At 46.3% G+C, this 16,838-nt stretch carries 12 protein-coding genes, 1 tRNA gene and 1 pseudogene; 9 read left to right on the top strand and 5 right to left on the bottom strand.

The genetic code is table 11. The features are described from left to right. Positions 1-819: pseudogene (locus RLO19_RS30820) on the bottom strand (RNA-guided endonuclease InsQ/TnpB family protein); the annotation flags it as partial. A gap of 576 nt (positions 820-1,395) precedes the next feature. On the opposite strand from RLO19_RS30820, the gene gshA reads away from it, so the two are divergent. The 6 genes from gshA (at position 1,396) to RLO19_RS30790 (ending at position 8,857) form a co-directional block, all read left to right on the top strand. Further along, positions 1,396-2,541 carry a glutamate--cysteine ligase gene (gene gshA, locus RLO19_RS30815; RefSeq protein ID WP_446361572.1) on the top strand — a complete coding sequence of 382 codons (1,146 nt, stop codon included), beginning with the start codon at positions 1,396-1,398 and terminating at the stop codon, positions 2,539-2,541. Between the two features lie 179 nt (positions 2,542-2,720). Then, on the top strand, positions 2,721-3,209 hold the full coding sequence (locus tag RLO19_RS30810) for a tRNA (cytidine(34)-2'-O)-methyltransferase (RefSeq protein WP_446361571.1): 489 nt from the start codon (positions 2,721-2,723) through the stop codon (positions 3,207-3,209). A gap of 978 nt (positions 3,210-4,187) precedes the next feature. After that, positions 4,188-6,818, top strand: coding sequence for a peptidoglycan DD-metalloendopeptidase family protein (locus RLO19_RS30805; protein WP_446361569.1), 2,631 nt, complete (start codon positions 4,188-4,190; stop codon positions 6,816-6,818). Between the two features lie 223 nt (positions 6,819-7,041). Next, positions 7,042-7,114, top strand: a tRNA-Met gene (locus RLO19_RS30800). 162 nt (positions 7,115-7,276) lie between these two features. After that, positions 7,277-8,476: a tyrosine-type recombinase/integrase gene (locus tag RLO19_RS30795; protein WP_446361567.1), complete on the top strand. Its 1,200-nt coding sequence runs from the start codon at positions 7,277-7,279 to the stop codon at positions 8,474-8,476. A 183-nt stretch (positions 8,477-8,659) separates the two neighbouring features. Next, positions 8,660-8,857, top strand: a complete 198-nt coding sequence (locus RLO19_RS30790; protein WP_446361565.1) for a hypothetical protein — start codon at positions 8,660-8,662, stop codon at positions 8,855-8,857. 243 nt (positions 8,858-9,100) lie between these two features. On the opposite strand, the gene RLO19_RS30785 is transcribed toward RLO19_RS30790, so the two are convergent. Together RLO19_RS30785 and leuB are read right to left on the bottom strand one after the other, a co-directional pair. After that, positions 9,101-9,367: a hypothetical protein gene (locus RLO19_RS30785; protein WP_446335843.1), complete on the bottom strand. Its 267-nt coding sequence runs from the start codon at positions 9,365-9,367 to the stop codon at positions 9,101-9,103. Positions 9,368-9,455: 88 nt separating this feature from the next. Beyond that, a complete protein-coding gene (gene leuB, locus RLO19_RS30780; RefSeq protein WP_446361563.1) occupies positions 9,456-10,547 on the bottom strand; it encodes a 3-isopropylmalate dehydrogenase in 1,092 nt (363 codons plus the stop codon). Positions 10,548-10,831: 284 nt separating this feature from the next. On the opposite strand from leuB, the gene RLO19_RS30775 reads away from it, so the two are divergent. After that, positions 10,832-12,538, top strand: a complete 1,707-nt coding sequence (locus tag RLO19_RS30775; RefSeq protein ID WP_446361561.1) for an ABC transporter permease — start codon at positions 10,832-10,834, stop codon at positions 12,536-12,538. Positions 12,539-12,601: 63 nt separating this feature from the next. Here RLO19_RS30775 and RLO19_RS30770 read toward each other — a convergent pair whose 3' ends face one another. Next, positions 12,602-13,939, bottom strand: coding sequence for an MFS transporter (locus RLO19_RS30770; RefSeq protein ID WP_446361559.1), 1,338 nt, complete (start codon positions 13,937-13,939; stop codon positions 12,602-12,604). Then, positions 13,932-16,019: a cation:proton antiporter gene (locus tag RLO19_RS30765; protein WP_446361557.1), complete on the bottom strand. Its 2,088-nt coding sequence runs from the start codon at positions 16,017-16,019 to the stop codon at positions 13,932-13,934. The genes RLO19_RS30770 and RLO19_RS30765 overlap by 8 nt, the downstream gene beginning before the upstream one ends. Positions 16,020-16,466: 447 nt before the next feature. Here RLO19_RS30765 and RLO19_RS30760 point away from each other — a divergent pair, with 447 nt between their 5' ends. Both RLO19_RS30760 and RLO19_RS30755 read left to right on the top strand, forming a co-directional pair. Next, positions 16,467-16,592: a hypothetical protein gene (locus RLO19_RS30760; protein ID WP_446361555.1), complete on the top strand. Its 126-nt coding sequence runs from the start codon at positions 16,467-16,469 to the stop codon at positions 16,590-16,592. Next, positions 16,547-16,747 (top strand): hypothetical protein, encoded by a 201-nt coding sequence (locus RLO19_RS30755; protein ID WP_446361553.1) that lies wholly within the window; start codon positions 16,547-16,549, stop codon positions 16,745-16,747. The genes RLO19_RS30760 and RLO19_RS30755 overlap by 46 nt, the downstream gene beginning before the upstream one ends. Positions 16,748-16,838: the final 91 nt, after the last annotated feature.

The following is a 16,838-nucleotide window of genomic DNA, read 5'->3' as shown; positions in this document are numbered from 1 at the left end:
TTTAGCAATACAGTGATTCGTGTCAGCGATAAACCGTCTCTCCCGTCCAGACAATGCAACCAATCTACGAGTTGCACTACGGGTGCCTTTACGCTGCAAAGACTTTCTCGCTCTAACATAACGAGAAGCTTTGTGTCTCACCTGAGAGCCGCTGAAAAACTGAGTCTTATTGCGAGTATCTGCTGCAACAGCAATATAGCGTTGCCCAACATCTACACCCATAACTCGGTTAATATCATTTGGCATCAGCTCATGGGCTTCCACTTCCATACTCACTAGCAAGTAGTAAGTTTTGGTGGGTTTTGAGTACCAAAGTTTTGCTGCTCCAATTTTGGCTACTCCAGAGCTAATCATTTCCAAATTCTTGGAGTAGCATTGGTAATTTACCTTGATTCGACCATCCAATGTGATGACACTTACTTTCTGGTCTTTGACAAATGAGTAGTCACGTTGATAGTTCAATGTGCAGGTACGAGAAACGTATTTAGGTGGTTTATCTAAGCCTTTATATCGCTTTTTAGTACGACCTGCCTTAATCGCCTCCTCATTCTTTTTTAGCTTTGTCCGCAATGACTTGTATGTTGCCCCAACTTGACGAGGAACGTTGCAAGCCATTTGTGATGGAAGCTTAAATTGCTCTCGCAACGTATAATAAACTTCCTTCTGGATTTTGGTGCCGTTGTAGGTTTTGCCCAGATCAAAGGCAACAGCAGACGTGTAATTTAGGGCGTCCCTGTACGCCAAAGAAGTAACCCGGAGCTGTTCTTTTTGCTCCTGGGTGACTTCTAGTTTTAATTTGGCGGTTAGGGTTTGCAACATACTTGTTTCACGAAGTGAGTTTATAATAGCATTGTCGTGAAACAAACACAAGTGCTTGGACAGCTCCGTACCTACGCTACCTACGCTGTCCCGCCATTCCTCCCCCACCTACGCATTGTGGGCTGGACGCCCACTCGCTTTGAGGAGGGGGAATCCTGGCGTTTTAGTTGAACAAAACTCGCCTGCATTCTCCCACCTCACTTTCGTAGGTGGGGGTTAAGGCGAGGCAACGTCCCATAGCCCATAAAGTGTTAGAATATCGAAATATTGAGCGGTACGGTAAAGGACGGAAAAATTCCGAGTAATCCGGAGACACGACCTCTCAAAGTAAGGTAAAACAGCCTGTAAATCCTGTGTGGTCGGTTTATACACGTCAGACCCTAGGTAAAAGTTTTTCTTAGCCCCATAGCGGAAACGACTTGGGGGTGTTTACGGGCAAAAGTTCCCGTAACACGGCGAGAATGCCGCCTGTCGCGAGGGATAAACCCTTGTAATTAAGACACCCACACCTCGCGATTCAGGTGGGGGAGCATTCATGAGTTAAGAAGGTTGCTCTACCCAGCTTGAGGAGATACTGTGCTGCTATCAAAAGGCTTTGAAATTGAGATGTATACTGGCACTCCCCAAGGGGAAATTGTCGGTCTTTCTGATCAGATTGTGGCATCCTTGGATGGATTCATGCGGGAACCCGACAGCCGCAATGTCGAATATACCACCGCTCCTCTATGCTGCTATGACCGCCTTTTATGTGCATTGGTACGCCCGCGTCAGCAACTACGTGCTTATCTGAAAACCCTGGGAAACTACACCCTAATTCCCGGAAGTACCCTTTCTCTAGGGAGGAGCGATCGCTTCTACCGCTCTGACCCGCAAAACCCTTATCATGACTACATTGAGCAAACCTACGGTAGTAATGTTGTCACCGCCAGTGTTCATATCAATGTGGGCATTTCTGACCCAGAACGGCTGATGCAAGCCTGCCGTCTGGTACGGGTAGAAGCACCCTTATACCTGGCGTTAAGCGCATCGTCTCCCTTTCTCGACGGAAAAGCGACAGGGTATCACTCCACTCGCTGGGGGATTTTTCCCCAAACCCCTTCTCAGGTTCCCCTCTTTGAAAGCCATGCTCACTTTATTGAGTGGACACAAGCCCAACTTGCGGCGGGAACCATGTGTAACGTGCGCCATCTTTGGTCATCGGTTCGACCTAATGGCAATCGACGCCCTTATGATTTAAATCGTCTGGAGTTGAGAATTTGTGATTTAATCGTTGATCCGATTGCCTTGCTTGCGGTAACAGCCTTACTGGAAGCCCGTTTGACCCAGCTTTTAAATGATCCGAGTCTTGACCCTCTCTACGGAAGTCAAGGATCGACTCGCACTGCTGAGTTAGTCGCCCTCACCGCAGCGAATGAAATGGCGGTTGCCCGTTCGAGTTTGGATGCCCAACTCACCCATTGGCAGGATGGCAGAATGATTTCGGCAAGGGAATGGATTGATGAACTGTATCAAGAGGTTTTACCCATTGCCAAAGCAAAAGGCTTCAGTTGCTTCCTCTCGCCCCTGAAAAAGATTCTCCGCCAAGGGAATACGGCAGAGCAGTGGTTACAACTTCAATCCGTTGGCTTTGACACTCAGCAAATTCTCAACAGAGCCATTCAAGACATGGCGGAACAAGAAAAAGAACTTGAAGACAAGTTATGTCAAGCTTTGGTAGCTTAGTAAGTAGGAGGGATGATTTGTCAAGAGTGATCGGGCTAAAAATTAAAATATCTAATCAGCTTCTTCCCAAAACTTGATATTAAAAAAACATATAATATCAAGATTTCCAATGGGTCTGAGCCAATTCAGGCAACATTCATGAACGTTTAGGGTAGAACTGAAAAGAGGTTTGAGTTTTTATGCTGAGGGTTGTCTTAGTTTACCCCCAAATTCCGCCCAATACGGGCAATGTCGCCCGTACCTGTGCCGCCACAGATACGGAGTTGCACCTCGTCGGACCCTTGGGGTTTGAAATTAGCGATCGCTACCTCAAACGAGCTGGACTTGACTATTGGCCCTATGTCAAGTTGCACTACCACCAAACGTGGGAGGTATTTAATCAGGTTTACCAACAGCTGGGAGGGCGATGGATTGGTTTCAGCACTTCTGGGCAATACAGTTATGTTCAATTTCCATTTCAACCCAATGACTGGCTTTTATTTGGCAGCGAAACCCAAGGGCTGCCCCAGTCAGTTTTAAGGCTTTGTGACGCAACTGTGTTTATTCCCATGACACAACCCGGTGTTCGCAGTTTGAATCTTTCCGTCAGCGCTGCTTTGGGTTTATTTGAAGCACGGCGTCAACTGGGATACCTGATAAGTGAAAGAACATTGCCTGATAACGTTTAAGTATTTAAAGCAATAAAATTAACCTTCAGCAGGTGCTAATTCCGGAAACTTGGCTCTACCTGAAGCGTTGAACTGTAGGACGGAATACTACATGTATGGACATTGGCGTATATATAAATTTATTTAATCTGATCAAGATTTAATGAAAATTAATTAAAATTTAACAATTTCCACCTTTGTACAGAGGGCATTTTCTTCATTTATCTATGTCAAAAAATTAATGGCGCTGAATTCAGCTATCTAGAATACGGAAAATCCACTCCTTTGATAAGAAATTTATATAAAAAAGATTCCCGCCCAATCGAGGCGGCTTGATAGATTTTAATCATCCCAAGCGGGTTGATCCCAGGTAGTCCAAAGCCAAGACCCGCAAGAGAAAGCGCCGTTTTATCAGATGTGACGTTACCGATAACAGCGTTTCTACCCAAGCTTGCCTGGGGTAGACTGTACGGTTGTTCTTTACCAAAAATTCACGTAAAGTGCCGTCTGTAATCGTTAACTGCTAAACTATCGGTTGCTAGACTATGAGCTTGAGCTCTATTCAGTTGCTAAATTCTGCGATCACCGGATATTCTGGAAGGCTAACTAACACCAAACCCGCTTATGAGGAAAGGGAAAGCAGGGCTAGCCCTCTTCCGGAGAAAAGCCTGTAAAGTCTGTATGTTCTATGCACAGGTTCTTGGCAAAAACCGCCCGACTATCAACCGTGTCTTTTAGAGGGTTAAGTATCAAACTCAACTATATTGTTCTAGAGACAGCGAGTTATGGCTTCATGAAGGGTGAATCGAGCGGTGATCGTCAACAACGAGAAATTTATCCAGTCAGATGAGCTTGTCTAAATCAAAAAAGCAGGGTACTCTTGCCTAAGTATGTTTACCGTCCGTGATCTAAATCACATTTTTGGGTGAGAACCCTCATTGACTTGGAAAAATCATTTTAGGAACTGTTAAGTGCTCGTCACACACTAGGAGGTCGTTTTTGAAACGGACATTTACGCAGAAGGTTAAACAGGTTCCTTCGTGTGCAGCCAACTCCGCCCACTCCTTTGAGGCGTTATTGAAGCTTTCTGAGGAGAAGCCGTCAGTCGGCGCAACGATTCCGACCGAAGGCAACCGCAGAGCTAGGACTTCTGCTGCCATGATTGGGTTGGCAATTTCCATGGGAGCTTCCAGCTTGTTGTTACCGCAACAGAGTGATGAAGCCCTAGCGGTTGAACCCATTGCCTCTGAGCCAACGCTGACAACTCTGCCTGTTGGCGTGAGTTCGCCTGCGTCTGTGCCAACAGAAAGCGAACCAGACGTTGCCACACTCTCGAAACCGCCGCAAGCTAAACCTGTCCCCGCCCCAGCCCCATCGCCAGCCCTGTCCACACCTGTGGTGAAACACAAGGTACAGGAAGGACAAACGCTATGGGAGGTCTCGCAAACGTACCAGGTAGCTCCAGAAGCGATCGCGGCGTCGAATCCGGTCCAACCCAATGCCAGTCTGTCAGTTGGACAGCAGCTAAAAATCCCGACAGTGAACGGTATCGTTCACGAGGCTAAACCTGGTGAAACCGTCGAATCTGTATCCAAATCTTACGGTGTCGAGCCAAATCGGTTACGGAACTCGGGCGGGGTATCCACAGCCGGTCAGCTCAAAACCGGTGAATCGGTCATCGTTCCCGGTCAAGTCGATGACCTGCTCAAAGCGAGACAAAACGTTGCTCTTGATGATTTAAAACACAAAGGGAACCGCTTAAATAGCAGTCTGGCGGAGTTGAGGTCTGAGGAGTCCATCAACCAATCAACAACAGCAGCAACGCCATCAGCGTCAGCAACCCCTTTCCCGACGGCAGAACGGAGACCCGATACCCCAGCGTCAACCGCGACGAATCCCAGCACTCCGATTGGTATCCCGGTTCCTACTCCGGAAATTGCGGCATCGCCGACTGTAGACTCAAAGTCGGTCTATCAACCTCAATCTCCCGTAGTTATTCCCGTTCCTACACCAGAAATTGCCGCATCACCGACGGTGGAGTCCCTAGGAGTCAATCCGTACCAGTCACCTGTGGTGATTCCGGTACCCACTCCGAACCGAGAAGCCGCATCAAGTTCACAATCAAGAGCTCTCAGCCTCTCTGATTCGTCCGTGGTGATTCCGGTACCCACTCCAGATACAGCGGCGTCTCTGGCTGTGGAGGAAAATACACCGAAGCCATCACCATCATCGGTGGTGATTCCGGTTCCCACGCCAAGTCCAGCCCATTTGACCTCACAAGAGCCATCGGAAGACCAAAAACCGATCACCTTCCCCAATACCAGGCTCGAACCCGTCACAACGCCAGAAATCACGGCTCAACCCCCAACACCGCAGCCAGTGGTGATGGAAACGGTGGTGGCGAATAGAGCGGCGACGACGAGTACTTACGAGGTAAAACCTGGAGATACGATAGACGCGATCGCTCGTCGCTATGGTTTATCCCGTTCTGAATTAATTCAAGCGAACGGATTAAATAATCCCAACCTGATTCGAGTCAATCAACAGCTCGCAATTCCCACGACGCCATCGGCTGAGTCATCCGAGCAAAGAGTAACGTTTTTACCGGGTATTAAAGAGCAATCAAACAATTTTGTTACTCCCTCAGCACCAGCCGAGGTTGAAGCACCCAGAGTCGTTGTTCCGACCACAACAACGTCCACCTCACCAATTATTCCAACAGCACCAACATTTCAACCCCCAACCGCTTCATCAACTGTTCTCGCCCAATCCTCTGTTGGCGAAAACACCCCAGCTAATACCCCTATCGCCTTAGATGCGAAGCGGAATCAGCCAGCTAACGCTGGGGAAAACCCCTACGTTGAGCGTTTGAGGGCGGATATTCTCAGAATGCGGGCAGAATATCGTCATCAGCAAGCCACAGCGCCCACCAGTTCACCCAGCAATGTGGTTGTTCCTGCTGTGCCAGTTGCGCCGAGTTTAGCGGAGCAATCAACACCCGCTAGGGTCAATCCGGAATTCAATCCGCAGCGGTATGAACAGGAAACTCAAACCGCTTCAGTTCCCATCGCGGTACCGCCACCTGCGGCAACCCCATCTGAACCGAAGCAGCAAATCCTAGCCGCCGCCCCAGCCCCAGCAGAAAGTTATAACCCGATGCTGCAAACCCCGGTGGGGACAACGGTTGCACCTCAACTGCCTCCTCTGTCTGCTCCGGATATGTACTTGCCGGATAGCCCTGCCCCATTTAATGGCTATATTTGGCCCAGCAAGGGAGTTTTAACCTCTGGCTACGGTAGGCGTTGGGGACGCATGCACAGGGGTATTGATATTGCGGCTCCTATTGGTACACCTATTGTGGCAGCTGCCCCTGGTGTTGTCGTCACCGCTGGTTGGAATTCCGGTGGCTACGGCAAATTGGTGGAAATCAAACATCCGGATGGCAGCTTGACCCTCTATGCCCATAACAATCGAATTTTGGTGCGTCGGGGTCAAGAGGTTGACCAAGGGCAACAAATTTCGGAAATGGGTAGTACTGGCTACAGTACCGGTCCCCATTTGCACTTTGAGGTTCATCCATCGGGACGCGGAGCCGTTAACCCAATGGCTTATCTACCCAAGAATCGGTAGTTGATTCTCCCAGGGACACAAGTGTGTAGAGGCGTTGCAAGCAACGTCTCTACTGGCGTGACACCGCTCAAATTGTGGAATAGATTTTAGGTTGAGTTGACGCAAGGAAATCCAAATGTCATGCCACTACCGGATTGATACATCTATCTTAGATAGATGCTAGAAAATATGCTTGTGTTCACGTAAGCTTTATGCTAAATTAAGGAGGCTGTCAAAAAAAAACGGCTCAGTAGCTCAGTGGTTAGAGCAGGGGACTCATAAGCCCAAGGTCGCAGGTTCAAATCCCGCCTGAGCCATTTAGTGGAAACCTTATAGAGTAAGCTTTTCGGGGGAATAGTCTCAATGGTAATGAGGCTATTCTTCTGGTTTTTTATTGGTTTGACTATTGACTTTGACTATGAATCGACTATGATTACCTTAGAACTTAGGTGTTCATAGTCAAGCAAAGGGTTAGAGCAATGGCTTCACAAACAACACAGCAGAAGGCTTCTAAGGGTTCAGTCGGTGTTGAATCGTTTCAGGGTCGCTTACGATTAAGGCTCCCACGTCAGCTTTATAGTGGCAAGCAAAAGTATTTAACGTTAGGACTAGACGATACGCCAGAAAACAGGACAATAGCTGAAGCTAAGAAAAAGCAGATTGAGTCAGATATAGTTACAGAATCCGTAGTTGCTGGAACGTTTGACAGAACATTAACAAAATACAGACCTCAGACTCATTTAAAGCTAGTAGAACCTGATGAAGAGGCACAGAAGGCACTGAGATTGGATGAGCTATGGGAAAACTATACTCAGTTCAAATCCAGTCAATTGGAACAGACGACTATCCTAAGAGATTACGGAAAAATCCAGAAGCGGATTAAGAAGCTACCAACACAGGACTTGAGTGAAGCAGTAGCTATTCAGAATTATTTACTTAAAGCATATTCTGCTGAAGTAGCAAAACGTACATTAAAACAATTAAATGCTTGTTGCAACTGGGCAATGCGTTCTAAGCTGATTGCCTCCAACCCGTTTGATGGCATGGCAAGTGAGATTAAGACTAAGAAGACAAGTAAAACATCTCGAATGGCATTTACAAAAGCTGAAAGAGATGCCATTACTCAAGCTTTTGAGAATAATACTTACTCATCCAAGTTTGCTCCAGTTAGCCACTCCTACTATGCACCATACGTTAAGTTCCTATTCCTTACTGGTTGCCGTCCAGAAGAAGCGATCGCGCTTAAGTGGAAGCATATTGAGAACCATCGAATTGTCTTCTCTGAAGCAGTAGCGACTGATTTAAGAATTAGAAAGTCTACTAAAACTCATGAAGCGAGAACCTTTCCTATCAATAAACAGTTACAAGCACTTCTAGATGAAATTAAGCTAGAAAATGATTCTTCTGAAGCTTTAGTATTTGCCGCTAAAAGTGGTAAAGAGATAGATGCTCACAATTTCTTAAATCGAGTCTGGAAGCCAGTGGTAGAGAATTTAGTGAAGGATGGTCAAGTCAAACAATATTTACCACAGTACAATTGCCGTCATACCTTCATTACAATGGCATTAGAAGCTGGTGTGACTGTTACTCAAGTAGCGAAGTGGGTGGGTAATAGTCCAGAAATAGTTATGAAACACTATGCAGGTACAATCAGACAAGTGCAAGTTCCTGAATTCTAAACAATCTAAGCTAACGAACTTTAAGGATAGTAGTTGTTTCTACTATCCTTTTCTATATCTATGTTAATTAAATTATTGTCTCTAATCTATCTCTAAGTATCTGTAATTTCTGTTGTAAGGCATGAGAAACTTTATTAAGATAGGATATGACCTGAAGATAGTTTAAGAGCCTTCTAGGAGGAAATGAACCATAGCGATCGCAGCGATGAGAAGCAACAGGAAACCGTAATTGCTATAGAAGGCGACAATCCTGGAGAATGGAACTACAGCACCTATCCTAACTGGGATGAAGCAATGGAAGTGGTCAAGGTAGCACGTAGGCAAGGGAAAGCAGCAGTTATCTACTCTGGCGCTACACCTCCAGCACCTCCAGAACTTTGACTATGAGATGACAAGGGGACTCATAAGCCCAAGGTCGCAGGTTCAAATCCCGCCCTCGCATTCATCTAAATCGGCAATTAATTTCACCGCTATAATCTTCGAGTTAGCGGTGAAATTAATTGCCAGTGTTAAAACCTTATCTGAACCTGGTAAGAAGAAACAACTAACCAAAAAAAACTACTAGCTGGAAAGATGGAAATAGTGATTAATTTCCTTTTTTATCAAAGGATAGATGACAAATGACTAATAAATTTCCGCCTCAAGCTGACTCAGTGGCACAAAACACTCTTGAGGCAAAAGAATCGGTTTAGCCCGAAAAATTAACTTCCCACGATAGCTAAATCGGTCAATTGCCACACCCGTAGGGCGTTGGGTCAGATGGGGATGGACTTCATAATAGGTATGGTATATCTGCCGAGCGGCTCTGAGGAGACCCGGGTCTAACAACATCGGTAGCCCTGTCCGAGTTTCTGTATAGTCTCCTTGCCGTTGCTGTGATGTGTATACCACCCACCTAACCCTATTTTTTAATTCACCAACATGATTCTTGTCGGACGTTTCGTTGAATCAGAGTAGCTGCGCTCCTGTTTGACTTAACTTATGGCTGTTTGAGTATCTCAATCAAAGCATGTCCCATTTCCTGGCAACCGACAAGGGTCATTCCTGCTGACATAATATCCCCTGTACGGTTACCTTTATCTAAAACTTTCAGAACTGCCTGCTCAATCTGGTCAGCCGCCGTTGGTTGATTTAACCCATAGCGTAGCATCATTGCGGCACTCAACACTTGAGCCAAGGGATTTGCCTTATTTTGAAGAGCAATATCCGGTGCGGAACCGTGAACGGGTTCAAAAACGCCGGGTCCTTTTTCCCCTAAACTGGCAGATGGTAACATGCCAATACTGCCGGTGAGCATTGCAGCGGCGTCTGAGAGGATATCTCCGAATAAATTCCCCGTGACAATAGTATCAAACTGCTTAGGATCTCGAACTAACTGCATGGCAGCATTGTCAACATACAGATGGGATAACTCCACATCCGGATACTCAGTCGCTAATTGAGTGATGCGATCGCGCCATAATTGAGATACCTCTAGAACATTGGCTTTATCAACCGAACAGAGTTTACCCTGGCGTTTGCGAGCGGTTTCAAATGCCACTCGTCCAATTCGGTCAATTTCGGCTTCCGTATACGCCATCGTATTTACACCCCGCTTTTCCCCAGTAACGCTTGTAAAGATGCCCTTCGGCTGACCGAAATAAACCCCACCTGTCAGTTCTCGCACCACCATAATATCCACCCCTTCAACCACCTCCCGTTTCAAAGTTGAAGCATCAATGAGTTGGGGTAATATGGTGGCAGGTCGTAAATTGGCAAATAAACCCAATCCTGCTCGTAATCCCAACAAACCCGTTTCCGGGCGTTGATGGCGCGGCAGGTTATCCCATTGATAACCACCGATAGCAGCCAGTAAAACAGCATCGCTACGGCGGCATTTTTCCAGGGTGTCAGCCGGTAGGGGTTCACCGGTAGCGTCAATCGCCGCCCCCCCCATCAAGGCTTCCGTGAATTCAAAGCTAAGATTTAACTGTTCGCCAATCATGTTTAACACATCTACCGCGACTGCCATAATTTCTGGACCGATGCCATCACCAGGCAAAAGGGTAATACGGTAGTGCTGCTGTGCCATAACTTACGTGTAATCCTGTGGACAATCTGAAAAAGTGGACGCCTGAAACATGCAACTTGACCAGGCAGTCTCTTATGATAACGGCTAATTGACCCCCCTGACCGGAATCGGTTTCAATTTTTTAATTTCGTTGGGAAAAAGGGGATTGGGGAAGAGGTGAGAAGGATAAGAACGATTTTCTGGATGAGATTATGAGCATTACTCATAGATAGTGAACTCGCAGGCATATCCGACTCATCCAGATTAAACACGATAGGTTTTACTAGAGGGAGACTCACATTACGATGGCACTGAATTTAGTTAACCAACTGGGTGAATGGAATCCCCAGTTGTTGCGAGAAATCAAAGGGCGGCTTAAACCCCGCAATATCTTAATTGCCGTAGCCATGTCTTTTTTGGGACAGTTACTGCTACTGATTGGTTTTGCCGGTGAATTACCCGTAGTTGAGGAGGAAAAGATTGGTTACAGCCGTTATTGTACAGGTGTGACTCAGGAATATTCTTCTCCAACCTGTCTATCCGATGGCTTGGGTGGGTTTGTGATCAATTGGTCACTCTGGTGGCAAGATGTATTTGTTTGGCTCAGCTTTATCGGTATCTTTGCCTTGTTAGTCGTTGGCATCTATATGCTGATTAGTGACCTGTCTCAGGAAGAACATCGCGGTACCCTCAATTTTCTACGTTTGACTCCGGGTTCAACACTGAGTATTTTAGGGGGCAAATTATTGGGAGTTCCCCTGTTACTTTATCTAGTCGCCGCCCTCGCCTTGCCCTTACATCTGGTGTCGGGTTTGGCGGGTCACATTGGTTTGAGTCAAATTTTCGCCTTCTACGGCGTTCTAGGTGCCAGTTGCCTATTCTTTTTCAGTGGTGCGTTATTATTTGGCTTAGTCGGTAATGGGTTGGGCGGTTTTCAACCTTGGTTGGGTAGTGGCGGAATGGTCATATTCCTGGCGATTATGACCAGTATCATTGGTAACCAGGGTATGACCCATTACCCCAGCGATTGGCTGACGTTGTTTAATCCGGCAATTTTGTTACCGTACCTGATTAATTCTAGTTCTCTAGATGCGGCTAATACTTATCCAAACGGTGATTTTGGGGAGTTGGGTTGGTTTTATCTCCCCATCGGTAAGACAATGTGGGCGATGGCTGGATTTGCCATTCTCAATTGTGGTTTATGGAGTTACTGGATTTGGCAGGGGTTAAATCGCCATTTTCACAACCCTACGGCTACCTTACTGAGTAAGCGACAAAGTTATCGGTTAACAGGTTGCTTTGAAGTGATGATTCTCGGATTTGCCCTAAATCCTCAGGTTCATGAATGGAGAACTTATGCAGAAGGGTTGTTTGAGAATTTTGAAGTCCTGCTGGTGTTTAATCTGATCCTGTTTTTAGGACTAATCGCGGCGTTGAGTCCCCATCGTCAGACGATGCAAGATTGGGCGCGTTACCGTCATGCCAAACGCTCGTCCAGCAAGGCTGGGATTATGGCAGAGTTACTCTGGGGCAAAACCAGTCCCGCCCCTGTAGCGATTCTGTTGAATTTAGCGATCGCGTCTGCTATTCTGCTGCCATGGATTCTGCTGTGGTCTCCAAGTGAATACAAGACACCCGCGATTTTGGGGCTATTGGTAACCGCCAGTCTCATCGTTTTCTATGCTTCAATTGGACAGCTTATGCTGTTGCTGAAAACGCCAAAGCGGGCAGTTTGGGCAGCAACTGTGGTGGGTGGAATCATTATTTTACCGCCCATCATTTTTGGCTTTTTGTCCCTATCCCCGTCGGTAGAACCTACGCTATGGCTATTTTCGGCGTTTCCTTGGGCTAGTATCCAATATGCAGCGGGAACCTCAGTTTTAGTTGCCCTAGTCGGTCAATCCCTGGCATTAGTCTTGTTGAATCTTCAACTGACACGACAGTTGAGAAAAGCGGGTGAGTCTTCTACTAAAGCCTTACTGTCTGGGCGGATGCCCTTAGAGATTCAGTAATAGAATCATCATTGTAGAGACGTAGCATGCAACATGTAGAGACGTAGCATGCTACGTCTCTACTTAGCGCAAAGAAGGCATTGTTTCACTCTCTTTTTCCATAATAAATTCTAGCAACCAAAAACAAACTACCGTTAAACCTGTCAAAAATGTACCCGTGGCAAAACAAACACTATATCCAAAACTCGCCGCTAAATAGCCGCTGACTAGAGAACCAAAAATCGTTGCTACCCCAATAATTGAATTATAGACTCCCAGCGCCATTCCCTCCTCACCTTTAGTCGCCAGCCTTGCTACTGATAGGGTACTAGCCACATTAATCACAGCCCAAGTAAAACCCGTGAACAGATGGGCAAATCCAATAATGACTAAACTCACTGGTGTTGGCTTTAAAAGTGCCAGGATGGTAAAAATCATAAAAATTCCCACCCGCACGGCTGTTACCCAAGTCAGCAATCTAATACTGTCATGTTTTTGGGCGAACTGACCGATTGGAAAATATAAAAATGCCTCAATCAACGCCTTGCCAAAAACAATTAAAAAAATCAAAGAATTTGTTGCTCCCAAAACCTCAGCCAGAAAAATGGGGAAGGCGAGATAGACAATTTGAATCGCTAGGAACAATAGAGCCGAACAAATGTAATAAAGATTCAGGGGACTATATATCTGCTGCTGTATCTGAGTTAGCCACTCTGGACGCAGGATAAAGTAAATCATTCGGGATGGGTAAAACAGCACTCCCCGTTCAATAACAGCGACAGAGAGTCGTCCCAGTAATAATGGACTAAATGAGCGATTTGAATGAACCTGCTGGGGTTCTTGCACCCACATCAAACAGAGAATCAAGCTGAGTAAGCTTACCCCAGCGGCGAAAACAAATAAACTTCGCATAGCTGAGACAGACCCCCACAAATTCGAGAAAACTTCTTGCCAAATTCCTCCTCCAATTAAAGCGATAACAAAACTCCAACTCCCAATCAGATAAAAACGACCTAATGATTGAGACCATTGTTTTTCTGGAACAGTTTCTAGTAATAGAGCAGTTGATACAGGAATAATGGCTGCCATCAAAAATCCTGCAACTATACTGCATTGCTGCACTTGGATGAGATTATCGGCTACACTAATTAACCCCATACACAGAGAAAATCCGACATATCCTAGAATCAAAAAAGGGCGGCGGGAGCCTAATTGGTCTGAGAGATTGCCCCAAAGGATAAAAGCAACCACACCAGCCAGAGAGACTAAGGAGCTAGTTTTACCTACATCTGTGATACTCCCACCAACGACTTGCACGATAAACAGGGAAAGCAGGTTAATGAAAAAGCATTCCCCGATTTTGTAAGGAATTAAGTGGAAAAACCAAAGCGGAGTTGAAGATAAAAAATTGATTTTAAGCATGAGGTTCGGCAAAGAGTACGAATGAAGATTTAAGGTGGTTAATCAGTTTAGTGGTAACGTCACTAACGGCTAATCCAGCAACAGTACGACGGCGTAATGAGCGCAAAATCACCATATCAACCGACTGAGAAGCATTGAGAATCACCATCGCCACATCCTCGTGACGAATGACTTTAATCGAGGTACTAACTTGTGGACCTGCACTACAGAGGACATGAGACAACTCAGACTCAAGTGAAGCAATTTCCTCAGATGTTGTTTGTGGGGGACAAATATGCAATAACGTTACCGAACCTTGATTGGTATCCGCCAACAGTTGGGCAAATCGCACGGTTCGCACTGTTTGTGGTGTGAAGTTCTTTACCGGCACTAAAAGGCGGCGTATTTTTATCGGCTCATCTAATAGCCGCATCACAGCAACCGGACAGTGGGATGACCAAAAAACACTATCAATGATAGTGCCAAACAAACGCGCCCGTAAGCCGGTATTTTCGCTCCAGCCCATGACAATTAAACGGGCGTCTTGTTCTCGGGCAGTACGAATAATTCCCAGCGCCACATCATCCTCAATTCGGAGTGCGGGTTTCGCCTCAACCTTAAACTCAGAACTAATTTGTTTGGCACGTACCAAAAGCCGCCGACTGTGCCCCAGAGAGATTTGCATCTGGGGTTCATCCATCTGAAGTTGATCCTGGGTAATGGATAAGGGTACAATGTGACCCGATTCATGACGTGCCAATAGTGCAGCCATTTCAATTAAAAAGCGCTCCGTCAGAGGGTTACTAATCGGCACAACTACGGTAAAATTAGAGCGATCGCGCTCAAACTGCTCGTCCAGGACTCGGTGTTCGGCTCGACTTTCCCACCAAAGCACCGATTGGCTAATCTCAGGACTGGGCTTGGGTAGAGGTAGCTGGGGAGCAAATTTTGCGGTTAACACCGGACCGAGAACAGAGGTTACCAGCATTAAAACGATGACACCGTTAAACACCGCCTCACTCAGCAACCCCACCTGCAAACCAGCCAAAGCAGCGGCTAATGTCGCCGCCACCTGAGGCAAAGACAGGGACCACATCACCATCATCTCGTTCCAGCGATAGTGATATAGGACTTTCGCGAGGAAGGCGGCGAGAAATTTACTACCAATTAATCCGGCTAAAATAGCGACAGTGAGTCCGAAACTGCTCCTTAGGGTTTCCAGGAATAGGGGTAAATTGAGCATTAAGCCCATACCGACGAAGAAAAAGGGAATAAATAAGACACTACCCACAAACTCCACTTTCTCTTTCACCGGAGAGCGCCCCACCACATCATTCACGGCTAAACCGACTAAAAAAGCCCCGACAATCTGCTCGATATGAATAATTTGCGCTCCCACTGAAGCGAGAAACACTGCCAGCAAAACAAAGAGAAATTGATTACCTTGATCATTACCAGTACGGCGGAAATATTGTTTTCCTGCCCAATCAAAGCCAAACAAAACAATCGCCGCATAGATAGCTAGTGAGCCAAGCTGCACGCTCAGAGTATAGAGGGAGAATTCTCCGGCGTGAATTGATACACAAATGGCTAATACGAGCAGCGCACTGATATCTGTAAAGATTGTTGCACCAATAGTGACGATGACGGGTTCAGTTTCAACTAAACCTAGACGCTGGACAATCGGATACCCTAATAGGGTATGGGAGGCAAATAGAGAACCAATGAGTATCGAAGCGTTTAGACCAAAACCAAATAGTTGCCCAATTAGGGTACCGATAATCAGCGGCACAATGAATGTGGCAAAACCAAACCCTAAAGAGCGATTTTTCTTTTTGCGAAACTGTTCTAAGTCAATTTCTAATCCAGCTACGAACATTAAATAGATTTTGCCGATGTCCGATAGTAGATGTATGGTTTCGCTTTCAGCACTCAGCAGCCCTAACCCATGCTCACCTAGCACTACCCCCGCCACCAGCAAACCCACTAATCCGGGCAATCGTAAGCGCTCAAAAATTGGCGGAATTGCCGAAATTACTAATAAGAGAATCGTAAACGATACAAGTGGGCTATCAGGAAGCCATGTTCGTACTAATTCCATCTGATCATCCTGGTTTAGATAAAGGTGAAAGACTTTACTGTTTTCAGCGAGAACCGCTATTCAGCCAGAAATAACTAGACGTTCCACCGGAACGTCTCTACTACTGCTATTAATGGACTTACGCTCTAGATTTAGGCTGGAATTAATAGAAATGCTATAGATTTTATGCGGCTCATTTACAGTGAGAACAAGCCGCATAAAACTTATATAAATTGGCTATTGGCTTGGTGGCAAATTCCTGACTCTTCGTTGCTCAGAGCGAATTTTTGGGAGACAACAATTTGTAGCGAAGCTGCCAAGCTAATCCAATATCTGTTCTGAGCGATAGAGCCCCTGAATACCAGACGCGAAAGTTTCTGTTACTTCCGCTTTACCCTAACTAATACGACGTCTCCTTTGAAATTGGATGAGGAATATAAATTTCTATATCCCTAAGTATACATCTTCTTGACCCAACGCGCTGAAGAGTCAGGTATGGCGAGTAAATATGTAGGGGCGGGTTCAGGATCACAAGCTGATGCCAGACAATGCCGCGATCGCTCCACGTTCACTCTCACACCTGTGCCAGTCTAGCTCTAGCCACACGCACCTGGTTCTGGGCTTTTTGCAGGGATGCTGGTAACGCGATCGCGCTGATCCAAAATCGCAATCACCTGTCCCCTTGGACGCGATCGCATATTGACATCCTCACCGCCCTACAAGGACGGCGATTCCTCACCACGCCCTAGGGGGTTAGCTACCAAACGCCTAGAGTCGCTGATTGGGGTTGACAGCTCTACGCACACTGCCTCAAAGAGGTCTTACACGCGCTCCCTGTCC

The sequence above is a fragment of the Coleofasciculus sp. G2-EDA-02 genome (genome assembly GCF_040226375.1).
Taxonomy (GTDB): Bacteria; Cyanobacteriota; Cyanobacteriia; order Cyanobacteriales; family Coleofasciculaceae; genus Coleofasciculus.
This window is presented reverse-complemented; position numbering and strand designations above follow the sequence as displayed.